The sequence below is a fragment of the Bacillus sp. FJAT-22090 genome, from assembly GCF_001278755.1.
Lineage (GTDB): Bacteria > Bacillota > Bacilli > Bacillales_A > Planococcaceae > Psychrobacillus.
The window spans coordinates 2,796,508-2,809,830 of sequence record NZ_CP012601.1 but is presented as its reverse complement, the minus strand read 5'-3'; the positions used below and the strand labels follow the sequence as shown (position 1 = coordinate 2,809,830).

Below are 13,323 nucleotides of genomic sequence, written 5' to 3'. Positions count from 1 at the left end.
ATTCCTCCATTAATTCCGAATCAGTTTTTGGAAAATTCTGTCCTAAACTGTAATTTAATAATATGAAACTATTAAAGAAATATCAAATAAAAGTTCACAAAATATTCAATATTAACAAAAACTTAATGATGAAAATTAAAATCCAACCTTCTCCATTCAAGATTTGCTCAAAAAGTGCTAACATAGATAGGTTGATTAATTTGTAAGGAGGCATGTGCATGGAGAAGGAATTAACTAGAATAGAAACGTTCCGAAGCAATCTTATTGTGACGAATAATGCACGTAAAGGTATTCTAGAATGGTCTACAGATGAACATGCCTTTTTTAAAATGCAGGAATCGTTTGCTATATATATGGAGAAGAGACCGGTCAATTCTCATGGAAACACGTCGCTTTCTCTTTACTTTGATAATGAAATGAATAAAATTCTATCGGATAAGTTAAATGGTAAGGTTGCTGTAATGGAATGTGTACTTCAGAATGATGGGTTTCTAGCTACTGGTTTTCACGTAAGAGGAGAGAAAACTAGAGTCAGAACAAATCGCCGTTTAGCTGTAAATTTGAAGTTTGTTACAGCTCGAAATAATGGAGCGGGCCTACCAATTCAACTCCACACTAAAATTCGTGAATTGCCTATTGCTGAGGAAAGATCAGAATATGTAAAAAAGCGAATTACAAGTTGGGAAGGATATTTAAAAATACAAGAACGAAATGCAGATATTGCAGATATTACTGCAGAATTTTCTAAAATAATGTTAAATGAAGATTTTTCTAGATTGACTCTCATAGGCATAAGCTTGAACGGTAATGAGTGGAATAAAATAAAGGGTTTAAGTACTACACTGAAGGGGTTTCAAAACGATATTGGGGACGTTTTAAAGGCTGATCGTTCAAAGAAAACGATAGAAATTGACTTAAAGCCAAAGTTCAGAGATTTGGCAAGAAGAAATCAATGGAATCCTAAAACAAGGGAAGTTGTGTTTAGCAACTTTGCTACGCTTAGCCAAATTAGGAGACTTCGAAAAGGATTTGAAGATCTTCAAAATGGTCTTGCAGCGAATGCTAATCTTGAAAAAATTCTATTTGAGGATAGACCCGCTATACGTATTACAAATAAGACAGAGAAACTGGAATTTCATAATCAATTGAATGAGTTTCAACAAGAAGCTGTTACAGGTGCTATGTCAGCGAAAGATTTATATGTAATACAAGGTCCACCAGGAACAGGAAAGACCACCGTTATTTCCGAAATCTGTCAACAAAATGCAAAGGCGGGACTCAGAACTTTAGTTGCTTCTCAGTCCAATTTAGCTGTTGATAACGCACTTAGTAGATTACTTTCTAATAAAGACATTCGTATTTTGCGCTTCGGTCGGACTGAGAGCATTGAAGAAGAAGGTAAGAAGTTCATAGAGGAAAATGTAGGGCAATATTGGAAAGACCAGACACTTAGTGCACTCCAAAGAGAGTTAAACTCTCATCCCGTAAAAGAAGAACATTTATCAAGTGAAATTACTACCCTTGAGCAACAAATTGATTCTCTTCAAACTCAATTGGTTTTATTAAAAGAAAAGATAAAACAAAAAGAAACTGCCAAGATTGAACACGAGTCTATAATGGAAGAAATAAAAAGGCTTAAAAGAAGTTTGATACTTTTAAAGAAAGAACAAGAAGAATTAGAAAAAAATAAAACCACATTAGAAAATTCGCTACAAAAACTGCATATGGAAATTACCAAGATGGAAGAATTCATTCATGCGAATCCAACTAGTGAACAATTAAAAGAAAAACTAAATTTTTTAGAAGCTGAAATGGAGATTATTAAAAATCAGCTTTATTATCAGCGAACAATGCAAGAAGTTAGTGACGCCGAAAAATTAGTAAATGACACAAGACAAAAGTTTAAAATGCGACAGCTTAAAATAGATAGTTTCAAACAGTTTTTGACGGAGATACCTTCTACGCGTAAATTCGAACAGTTAAAAAGTTTGATAAAACACTATGAGTTTACACCACTTTCTATGTTAGAGAAGCAAATAGAAGACTTGGACAAATTAATAGAAAAAATACAGTCATTTGAAGACTGGGAAGAACTAAATAAAAGGCTACTATCAGCTATTAGTTACATAGAAAGTATATTGAAAAAAAACAATATATCTTTACAAAATGTAGGTAGTAGCGGAGTGTTTTTTGATTCATCTTACTCAATAAAAGAAATTCACCAATTCATAGATATCATGAAACGAATGCTTACGTCAGGAGAAATCGATTTAGAGAAGCTAAAAGTGTATTGGGAAGGATTGAACGTAAGGAAAAAATTTGTTTGGAAGCAAGGAATAATTTTAAATAACGCAAAATCAGACTCAACTAAACGATTTCAAACGATTAAATTAGAATTGGAAGAGCAACTTAAAAAAGCAATCATTCAAGCAGAACGAGATATAAATGAATTAAAAAACAACGGTATAGCCAATAGCGAAAAGTTAAATGTATTAATGGAGAAAAGTAAAAATATTAAAATAAAACTTGAAGATATAGAGAATATACAGTCACCACAAAAACTAGAAGAAGAACTGCAACAAAAAGAACTTTTATATAATGACTTAAAGAAAACAGAAGAAACTTTAAAACAGTATATAAATCGACTAGAGCTTAAAAAGAATGAAGAGCGGGTTAGCTCTAATCAATTGGAATCCTATAAAGAGACTCTCTCTGAAAAAGAGGTAGAAGGTAAAAGAATTAACTCCGAAGGATTAGAACAGGAAAGAAAGCTTAAAGCTTTAGATGAATTATTAAGTCAAAATTTAGAGGAAGAGCGCGAACTAGTGATAGTTGAAATTGAAAAACTATCTGAAAAGAAGCTCTCTTTAACACGTGAAAAAGAACGTTTACCGATTACTCAGGAACTTCAAAACGAATGGTTTTCTCTACTAAGTGAAGCAAATGACCATGATTTAAATGAAATTAGAAAGCTTTATGTAAGACATGCAAATGTAATTGGAACAACTTGTGTAGCTTCTGCAAGAAAAGAGTTTATGGACAACTATCCTGTCTTTGATGTTGTAATAATTGATGAAGTGTCAAAAGCGACACCTCCAGAATTGTTGTTACCGATGCTAAAAGGAAAAAAAATAATTTTAGTTGGAGATCATCATCAGTTACCACCTCTTGTTGGGGAAGATACGCTTGATGAGACTTTAAAAGCAATTCTAGAAGAAAGTGATAGTTTTGAGGAAAAGGACGAACTGAAGAAACTCTTGAAGGAGTCTTTATTCGAAAGACTATTTAAAAATCTACCTAAGAGCAATAAAACGATGCTGGCTATTCAGTATCGCATGCATGAAAGTATAATGGAGACGATTACTCCCTTTTACGCAGAGGAGAATTATCGATTGCAATGTGGTTTAGTCGATTCTGATATAGTACGTGATCATTTACTAGATTCACACTACGTTAAAAGAAATGATCATTTAATTTGGATGGATATACCTAACGAAAGATCCTACTTTGAAGAAAAAGTGAAGGACGGAAAAAGTCGTTTTAACCAAGGCGAATTGAATACTATACGAGATGTTTTGATGGATTTAGACAAAGCTACAGAGTCTGCTAAAAATGAAGGAAGAATGGGCTTAGATGAAAGAAAGAGTATCGGGGTAATTAGTTTTTATGGAGAGCAAGTGAAAAGAATTGATCGATTAATACAACAAGAAACAAGCTTTAAACATCTAACTTTCCGAACAGGAACGGTCGATAAATTTCAAGGGATGGAAATGGATGTTATCATTTTAAGTATGGTACGTAATAACAAAGATAATAATGCTGATATAGGATTTGCGAATGATTATAGACGTTTGAATGTAGCCCTTTCCAGAGCTAGGGAATTGCTAGTTCTAGTAGGAAGTACTGAAATGTTCACTCAACGTGCTAAAAGAAAAGATGCTAGAGATATGTACAGTGGCTTGCTAGAGGTCGTAAAGAATAAAGATGGACTAAAAGATATAAAAGGAAATGTAATAGGAGTTCTAGAAAATGCGTGAGTTGGAAAATCGATTAAAAAGAGAACTGCAACAGAATCTAAACGTGAAAATAATACATTCATCAATGTGGAGTATACCAGTTCATTCGATTGAGGCTGAATTTATATGTGTGAAGCGAATAAAAATGGACGTGCTCATGAAGATGATGCTCATTGCTTTTCAAAAGACTACAAAGATAAATGCGGAAGAATTAAGTGAATTATTACTTGTAGAGCAACTTTTTATACAGGATTTAATTGATTTAATGCAAAGAACACGTCTGTTAGAGAAGATAGAGAGCGGATATAGGCTTACAGATAAAGGAAACAGACAACTAGCAAATGGCATATTTGAAGAGGAACAGAAGCCTGAGACTAACAATATACTATATAGTCCTTCTCATGAGGCATTCTTGGAAGGTGAACTTAAGGAAGCAACGGGTGAAGAAGAATTAGAAGTTTATAGATATGTAAAAGAAGGATATCTGGATGAAGAATTGTCTTTTGAGGATGAGACATTGATAAATGCGCTCCGTATAAACGGTGCTGAATCAGGAGAAGGAGACGTTCAGACGGTACTATCTGAAATTGTCTCATCGACGGATTTATATATCGATGATATTCCTTGTATAGAATTTATTTTGTATGATAAAAAACAAGACATCATATATGCACGAGTATGGAATACATTATTAGAGCGGTGGGATGAAAAACTCGAAAACCAACTGAATGAGAAAGAACGCTTGGATTGGCGGAAAACTTATTTAGAATAGTATTTTACATTAAGTGGCAGAAAGAGATGAATGTAAATGTGAGCGAGACAAGTTTTCCGGTAACCGAGACCAAATTTCAAAAATCGAGACCAATTCTCACACAACCGAGACCCTTTAGTTTTCTGCACTAAGGGGTCTCTTTGTATTATTTTGTATTAAGATACTCATCTATAGGCACAAATAATCCGACCCTGCCGTGTTCATCATGATCTAATGTGGCGAAAATAACCCCAATTACTTTACCATCTTTATTCAAAACAGGGCTTCCGCTATTCCCTCGATAAACTGGTGCTTTCATCATGACTACAGGTATGTCCCAATCACTTAACTGTGTATAATCAATAATTGTTCCTTCATTTGCAATACCAGTAAAACCTAGTGGATTACCAATAAAGTATATAGATTCATCAGCTTCAAAAGTAGTTCTCTCCGCAAGCTCCAAAAATGGGAGATCCTCCTCCTTAATATCTAATACAGCAAGATCGACAGAAGGATATGTATCTATTACTTTAGCACGAAAACGCCTGTCATCAGGAAAACCAACTGTTACAGTTTCATTACCTTCCACAACATGATAGTTAGTCAAAATCATACCATCGCTTGATATAGAAAAGCCGGTTCCTTTGCTATCATCTGTTAAGATGACTACGACAGACTTTTTATAAACTGCTATCTCTTCCTGAGCAGACAATTTTGCAGACGTTTTAATAAATTCAATAGCTGGAATAGAGTAAATTTGAAAGATTGATGCAAATGTACTGACAAACAGAATAGAAGCCATCAAATAGAATACCCATTTTGGAAAAGGTCTGTTTGGTCTATTACTCTTTTTTTCAAGAGCTTCTTTCTGAAGTGCTTCCCTCTGTGCCTCTAATACAAGTTCGAGAAACTCTTCTTCGCTTAGCTCTTCCTCTTTCCAATCATCCTTATGTTGTTTTTCATTTGGATCCATACGCACCCGCCTTTGTTTCAAACACATGTTAAGAAGTATTATACACAAAGTTTAGCTCTTTCTACATAACACAAAGCAGCCCATTCTTATAGGACTGCTTTGCATGTTGTAGTTAGTAAGATTTTTCTCTCTCGCTTTTTTCACGTTGATTTGGGGTCATTGGTTCATGCTTTGGTTTTAAGTTTCCGAGTTCAGCTAATTCTAGAGATATCTCTTCTTTCTTACTACTTGGATTTTTTGCCATAGAACCTTTATTGTTGCTAGCGCCCCTGCGATTTTCACTCATAAAGTAACCTCCTTTAAAATTTTTCATACCTCTTTAACTTGGTTCAATATGAGTAAAAGATGTATATCAAATATGGACTAATTATTAATAATGACTAAATGACCGTTTTGAAATGTAGCATAATTCTTTAGGCTCTCAACGGGAAATATGAAAGTCCATGGCATACTAACTTTGGGTTTAATTTTCAATGTTTGTAGTGTAAAAGTATGCTCAGCAAGAGAATTTTCATTTTCCATATAAGCTAATTTTCTATTATAAAAAGTAATCTCTTCTTCAGAAAAATTATGTACAAGTACAGTGATCAATAATTCACTCTTATGATTCACTGCTTCCCAAATTGGTGTTAGAAGAATATCTTGAGACTCCGTTTTGTATGTTTGGAGGAAAATTTCTTCGATTTCTTTTCGATCCTTACTGGATAAGGACTTATCCCATGATGCTTCAAACTCAAGCTTTTGCATTCGTGAAACCTCCTTGTATGAGTATTAACCTATTACCGAATGGTTAATTAAGACTACATTAATAAATATAATAATTTTGGAAAAAATAACCTGATAAAACAATCCATTACTATCCAATATATGAATAATAGCAGATTTTTAAGTGTATGTTCTATAATTGCTAATTCATTCTTAACATAAATTAGAAATGTAGATAAAAAGAACTAAATAATGATTAATAAAATTATTAGTCAATATAACTATAAGGATTAACTAGGATGAATGAAGCATTTTTAGAAAAAATAACCAAATATTGTTGTTATGATAAAAATTTGATATTCTCTTTAATGCCAATGATACCAATGTTCTATTAAACTAATATTAATTTTTCATAGATAAATAGAACTATTGAAAATTTAGTGCAAAATAGTAAATAGTTATTGTTTCCGAAAATTCTGAAAAATAACGACAAAGTACGACAAATTTCACACTTCATTTCAAATATAGTGATACTTAACAACAAGAGATTCACGAACGACACCATTGATTCTGTTTGCCTAAGTAACTTAGGAAAGGAGGTAAAGGTGTTTTTTATTTAGTCTTTTTTAAACAAGGGCGAGCAGCGGACGTTAATTTAATTTTTGTAAAATTCAAAGGAGGAATGAAGTTGAGGAAGAAAAGTAGTTCAGTCAAAGCTCTTAGTGTTGTAGCATCTTTACTCATGACGTTTTCGCTAGTAGCACCAAATGTTGTAAGCGCAGAAACAACTAGTAAGCTTCATCAATCGTTCAGAGATTCAAGCTCTAATAACATTTCTGTGAAAGACAAATTGAATAGCCGTCTGCTTGAAAACTTTAAAAACGATGAGAAGGTTACATTCCTAATTAAATTCAAGGAAAAATCTGACTCTCTTCAAGTGGCTGAAGAAGCAAGAAAAAATGCAGATGAAGCAAACCTATCAGCTCATAATACAAAGCTTATTCAACGCTCGGCTGTTGTATCTGAGTTAAAGGCAACGTCTATTGAGTCTCAACAAACGGTTAAACAATTTTTACAACAAGAAATAGCGAAAGGAAATGCCGAAGATCTTACCTCCTACTACATCGTAAATGGGATGGCAGTTACTGCGACACAGGAAGTAGCTGAAAAGATAGCAACTTTCGCAGAAGTAGAAAAAATATTACCAAATGAAACTCGTCAACTGTTTACAACAAAAACAGAAAATGCGGTCGTTCCTAAAGCAGAAACTGCAAATATCGAGTGGAACATTGAGCGTGTGAAAGCACCAGATGTTTGGGCGATGGGCATTGATGGTTCAGGAACGGTAGTAGCAAGTATCGATACAGGAGTTCAGTGGGATCACCCAGCTTTAAAACAAAAATATCGTGGTTACAATGCTGCAACTGGACAAGTCTCACATGACTATAACTGGTTTGATGCAACAGCTGGACGAGCTACTCCATATGATGATATTGACCATGGGACGCACGTAACAGGAACAATGGTTGGTAGTGAACCAAATGGTGCAAACCAAATTGGTGTAGCTCCGGGAGCAAAATATATTGCAGTAAAAGCTTTCTCAGCAGCTGGTGGTACTGATGTCGACTTGTTAGAGGCGGCACAATGGATTTTAGCACCAACTGATGCAGCTGGAAACGCACGTGTTGATATGGCTCCGGACATTGTTAATAACTCTTGGGGTGGCGGTCCTGGTCTTGATGAATGGTACCGTGACGTAGTTATTAACTGGCGTGCAGCAGAAATTTTCCCTGAATTCTCTGCAGGTAACACAACGCTTTCAAATCCAGGTGGTGCAGGATCGGTTGCAGCACCAGCAAACTATCCTGAATCATTTGCGACGGGTGCAACTGATATCAATAACAAAGTGGGTAGCTTCTCACTACGTGGTCCTTCGCCTTATGCGGAGATTAAACCAGATATCTCAGCACCAGGTGTAAATATCCGTTCATCCGTACCGGGTGGTGGTTATGAAGGTGGTTGGAATGGGACATCTATGTCAGGTCCAGCGGTATCTGGTGTAGCGGCACTTCTTCGACAAGTAAATGCGAACTTGACGGTTGATGAAATGGAGGAAATTTTGCTTAATACAGCTAATCCTTTGACAGATGCTCAATATCCAGCAGTTCCTAACCATGCATATGGATATGGGTTAGTGGATGCTTATGAAGCAGTATCCTCGATTATTACTGGATTAGGAACATTAAAAGGACAAGTAACCCAACAAGGTGATGACAATGAAGCACCAACATTCGAACATACAGCTCCAAGCGAGACGTATGCGGGAATGGATTTAGAATTGACGATAGATGTTAATGATAACATTAGCGTTGCTTCAGTTATTCTAAACTATAAAGATGCAGATGGAGCTTGGCAAGTAATTGAAGCTGGTCGCAAATCTGGTGATTATAAAGCTGGCGAGTTCGGTGTAGTAGTTCCTGGTGAATTAATCACAGGTAACTCATTTACGTACAAATGGATTGTAAACGATTTTGGTAATAATGAAGTTAGCAGTGAAGAATATGTTGTTCAAGTGAAACCAGGAATTACGGTTGGATACTTTGAAGACTTTGAAGGACAGCCAACGGGTTGGTATTCATTTGGAGAACAAAACAGTTGGGAATGGGGCGTGCCTACATCCGGACCAGGAAATGCTGCATCAGGTGAAAAGGTATATGCAACAAACTTAGCTGGATTATACGCGAATCGCATGAACGCAACACTAGTTGCACCTCCAATTGACCTGCCAGAAGGAAACTCTTACTTGCAGTTCAAACATTGGCACAATTTTGAGCAATCTTCCTCAGGAAGAGCTTGGGATTACGGACATGTATTTGTTTCGACTGACCAAGAAAACTGGACGCAATTACTAATGGTTCAAGGTCAATCGAATGGATGGGTAAGTGCAGAGGTTGATCTGTCTGCATATGCTGGTCAACGTATTTACATTGGATTTAATGCATTCTCTGATGGAAGCGTTCAAAGAGATGGCTGGTATATCGATGATGTATCTTTAGCTAATATCTCACAAACTGGAAAAGTATCAAAAGGAAATAAAGGAACAATCGGAAATAACGGAAATAATGGAAATACAAATAACGGAAATAACAAGGATAAAGACAAAGAGGCATTAAAAGAAGCGGTTGATCCAAAAACAATCAGACCTGTATTACCTGTTAAAGAAACACCACCAGTAAAAGAGGCAATTGTTAATCCTACCCTTCTACCGTTAGGTGCTCAAGTTAGTGTACTAGAATCAGGACGCTCGGTTTATTCAAATCCAGCTGATGGTTCTTATTCTTTAACACATGGTGCAGGAACGTTCACCGTAAAAGCGGAAGCTTATGGATTCACCTCGGAAGAACAATCTGTAGCGATTGAAGCTGATGGTACAACAACTGCTAATTTCACTTTAGATGAAGTAGCACAAAATACAGTAAGTGGTACAATTACGGACCAATCGACAGGTGAGGGGGTTGCAGGAGCAACAATTTTACTTGTGGAAGATGCAAACATCACCCCTGTGGAAACTGATGCATCAGGTAACTATTCACTTACAGCATACGAAGGTGATTACACATTAAAAGTAGTTGCTCGAGGCTACCATAGCCAAGAAGTGTCCATTACTATTGGAGCTGAAGCAATTACGCAAAACATTGCACTAGAGCCATTCTACACGTATCCTGGTGGAGAAATAGGCTATGATGACGGTTCAGCTGAAAATGCTCGTGCTTTTAATGCAGCAGGAAATGCATGGGCAGTAAAAATGTCTCTACCTGAAGGCAAAGAAAACGGTATCGTTACAGATGGCGTATTCCGATTCTGGGATACTGAATGGCCAGTCCCTGGTGGAACTGCATTTGCTGTTGAAGTTTGGGATGCTACAGGTGCAAATGGTGCACCAGGTAAGATGCTTGCAGGCCCAATAGATGCAACAGCTTTACGTAACGGTGAATGGACAGTTGTGAATTTAACTGAACACAACATTGTCGTAAATGGCGACTTCTTCATGGTATACCGCCAAACTTTTGCAAACCCAAATACACCAGGTTTAGCAACAGATGAAAATGGAACAAATGCTGGAAGAAGTTATCAAGGAGTTTCTGGTGCTTGGTCTCCATCACCAACTGCTGAAGGTAACTATATGATTCGTGCTCGAGTAAGCTATGAAGTAAGCGCGCCAGTCATCACATCTCCTGCTGCTAATTTGACAACAAGTCAAGAAGCGTTGACTGTTGAGGGGACTGCATCACCGACTGCTACTATAAAGTTGAAACAAAACGGTAAAGATTCTGGATCTGTTGTTGTAGGCAGTGACGGTAAATTTGCAATCCCTGCGACACTTACTGAAGGTGCTAATGAGTTCAAAGTAGTTTCGGTATTAGATGGCAGAACAACAGGTGAATCTGCACCAGTTACAGTCATTTTAGATACAATAAAACCTGAAATGACGATCACAAGCCCAAAAGATGGTGATAAAACTAATCGTGAATCAGTTACTGTCGAAGGTACTGTTAAAGACGCAAACCTTGACTTCGTAAAGGTTAACGGTCAAACTGCACAAGTGGTTAATGGAAAATATTCAAAACGTATACTTCTTGAGAACGGTGCGAATGAAATTACAGTCATCGCTCAAGATAAAGCGAAAAATAAAACTTCCAAAAAAGTGACAGTAACTGCTCAATACGATGCACCTGTTATTGAGAACTTAAAACCTGCACAAGACCTTCACTTGACAACAGGTAAAAGCGTTAAAATTGAATTTGATAGTGAGCCAGGATTGAAGACAACATTTGTCATCCATATGCCACTAACAAATGTTGGAGATGTTCAAAACGCTACGGAATTACCAATGATGGAACAATCTAATGGTCACTATGTCGGATACTGGACAGTACCAGCAGATACTGTTGCCAACGGAGCAGTTATCGAAGTAAAAGCTGTTGACAGCTTCGAAAACGAAACACGCGAAAGAGCAGCGGGTAAATTATACATCAATGTAGCGGCGCCTTCAGCTCAACCATCAGTTGAGACACCTGCAGAGACTCCTGTGGATGTGCCTGCAGAAACGGAAACACCTGCTGAAAAGATGGCGGAATAAACGATTCTATTGAATGCCGAAGAGGATAAAAATCCTCTTTGGCATTTTTTAGTTTTTATAGTTAGTTGAAAATAAAGACTTTAGTTGAAATAAAAGAGTTCTTAGATGGAAAACAAACTCCTATTAAAAACTAGTGTAGTCCTTTCATTACTCCGCATATGATGTGTTGAAAGGGGTGTGCGATGAATTATTATGTAAATGTGTTTAAGAACTTTTTGCCTCCAAATGCAGAGATTCTAGAGTTACCAGAACCCCAAGATATACCGGCTGTAATTCTAGCAGATATCGATGGAGATCGTTTGGAAGAATTAATTGGCGCATATAGACATGAAGAACAAAACTATCTCTTAATATTAAAGAACAATCATGAACAATGGCTTCCATTAATTCATATTCAAGGTAATGGTTATGGCATAGCACATTTAATGGCAGCGCCAATAACAGATAGTTGGATCAATACATTGATAGTAGGTTGGCAAATAGGTAGTATATGGTCTCAATTAGATCTGTTGCAATGGACAAATAGTGGATTTGTACAGCTATCTACTAATGATCTTGTATATAGTAAGTTAGAAGTAGAAGATATGCCAGGTACTTATGGAGAGGATGGTCAATATGAAATGGCGGTTTGGACTCATGATACTGGAGAAGCCTATAAAGTAGAAGTATATCGATTCACCGATAGTGGACTAGTCCGAGCAAAGGATGTCTATCCTTATTACTTTAAAAAAGTGGGGGACTACTACAAGAGATTATTACAAACGAATGATTTCTCCTATTACTGGTACTATTTGGCTGATGCACAGAAGAAAGCTGGTGATTTGGAACAAAGTTTAGCTTCCATTGATAAAGATTTGTCCTTTCGCTCCCCATACCCTTCAAGAGATATGTTGCTAGATAAAAAACAACAGATTCTTAGACTCTTACAAGATAATAAATCTAACGGTCAAGATATCATTACACATACTAGAGGAGATGTGACAGGTGATGGTATTATGGATACCATCTACCTTACGGGTGAGAAGAGAGAAGATAGCCCGTTTTGGCAAAACATTACGTTAAATATTCTATATGGAAAAGACAATATAGTAGAGAGAATTTCACTAAAGCAAAATGCTGGCTATAATCCTACCTTATTTCTCGGAGATTTTACTGGAAACCAGGTATATGACATTTTGATTGTCATAGATACAGGTGGAAGTGGTGGTACGATTTACGCTTATATTTTTTCTTATATGGAAGGGAACATGCGTCAATTGTTTGATGTAGAAGAATATAACGAACAGTCAAAATATGAGGTTAACTATCAAAATCAATTTAAAGCGACTGTAACTAGTAGTTATCCTTTGAAGAAATACACATTGGATTTAACTTATAAGGGGGAAGAATATTTATCGGAGATCTATAACGAAAATGGAACATTAAAAGAGCCGATTGAGGGTTGGGTAGATCCCGTGAGTGGTTTATATCCAATCGATTTCGCTAGAGATGGAACTTACGAGCTTACTGCATTTCAAAGAATCGCGGGAAGATATCATGCGGATGCATTAGGGTATGTTCAAAATGTATTAAGCTGGAATGGAAGCGAATTTATCACCGAAAGACAAAGTGTATCTATTTTTGGCGAGGATTTATCTAATAGATAATAGGATAAAGAACTACTACAAGTGACATTTTTGTAGCAGTTCTTTTTTATTACCGATTGTTCATATAATTGACAAAAAGTATTTGACAAATT

General features: G+C 36.2%; 7 protein-coding genes. 4 read left to right on the top strand and 3 right to left on the bottom strand.

The features are described from left to right. Positions 1 to 218 precede the first annotated feature (218 nt). The gene (locus AM499_RS14050) at positions 219 to 4,037 is read left to right on the top strand and encodes an AAA domain-containing protein (protein WP_053590805.1); all 3,819 of its coding nucleotides are present in this window, start codon (positions 219 to 221) and stop codon (positions 4,035 to 4,037) included. Then, positions 4,030 to 4,788, top strand: coding sequence for a hypothetical protein (locus AM499_RS14045; protein WP_053590804.1), 759 nt, complete (start codon positions 4,030 to 4,032; stop codon positions 4,786 to 4,788). The genes AM499_RS14050 and AM499_RS14045 overlap by 8 nt, the downstream gene beginning before the upstream one ends. A 145-nt stretch (positions 4,789 to 4,933) precedes the next feature. On the opposite strand, the gene AM499_RS14040 is transcribed toward AM499_RS14045, so the two are convergent. The 3 genes from AM499_RS14040 to AM499_RS14035 form a co-directional block, all read right to left on the bottom strand. Continuing rightward, entirely contained in the window at positions 4,934 to 5,740 is an 807-nt protein-coding gene (locus tag AM499_RS14040) for a S1C family serine protease (RefSeq protein WP_053590803.1), read from the bottom strand. A 112-nt stretch (positions 5,741 to 5,852) separates the two neighbouring features. Continuing rightward, positions 5,853 to 6,026, bottom strand: coding sequence for a hypothetical protein (locus AM499_RS21870; protein WP_172794311.1), 174 nt, complete (start codon positions 6,024 to 6,026; stop codon positions 5,853 to 5,855). Positions 6,027 to 6,103: 77 nt separating this feature from the next. After that, entirely contained in the window at positions 6,104 to 6,487 is a 384-nt protein-coding gene (locus AM499_RS14035) for an SLAP domain-containing protein (RefSeq protein ID WP_053590802.1), read from the bottom strand. Positions 6,488 to 7,127: 640 nt separating this feature from the next. Here AM499_RS14035 and AM499_RS14030 point away from each other — a divergent pair. Both AM499_RS14030 and AM499_RS22075 read left to right on the top strand, forming a co-directional pair. Beyond that, complete coding sequence (locus AM499_RS14030; protein ID WP_082355272.1) at positions 7,128 to 11,585, top strand: S8 family peptidase; 4,458 nt, start codon at positions 7,128 to 7,130, stop codon at positions 11,583 to 11,585. A 182-nt stretch (positions 11,586 to 11,767) separates the two neighbouring features. Further along, entirely contained in the window at positions 11,768 to 13,231 is a 1,464-nt protein-coding gene (locus AM499_RS22075; RefSeq protein ID WP_231687465.1) for a hypothetical protein, read from the top strand. Positions 13,232 to 13,323: the final 92 nt, after the last annotated feature.

Bases quoted from the DNA above. Each gene is read 5' to 3' on its own strand.
- AM499_RS14050 (WP_053590805.1), top strand. From the start codon at position 219: ATGGAGAAGGAATTAACTAGAATAGAAACGTTCCGAAGCAATCTTATT.
- AM499_RS14035 (WP_053590802.1), bottom strand. From the start codon at position 6,487: ATGCAAAAGCTTGAGTTTGAAGCATCATGGGATAAGTCCTTATCCAGT.
- AM499_RS14045 (WP_053590804.1), top strand. From the start codon at position 4,030: ATGCGTGAGTTGGAAAATCGATTAAAAAGAGAACTGCAACAGAATCTA.
- AM499_RS21870 (WP_172794311.1), bottom strand. From the start codon at position 6,026: ATGAGTGAAAATCGCAGGGGCGCTAGCAACAATAAAGGTTCTATGGCA.
- AM499_RS22075 (WP_231687465.1), top strand. From the start codon at position 11,768: ATGAATTATTATGTAAATGTGTTTAAGAACTTTTTGCCTCCAAATGCA.
- AM499_RS14040 (WP_053590803.1), bottom strand. From the start codon at position 5,740: ATGGATCCAAATGAAAAACAACATAAGGATGATTGGAAAGAGGAAGAG.
- AM499_RS14030 (WP_082355272.1), top strand. From the start codon at position 7,128: ATGAAGTTGAGGAAGAAAAGTAGTTCAGTCAAAGCTCTTAGTGTTGTA.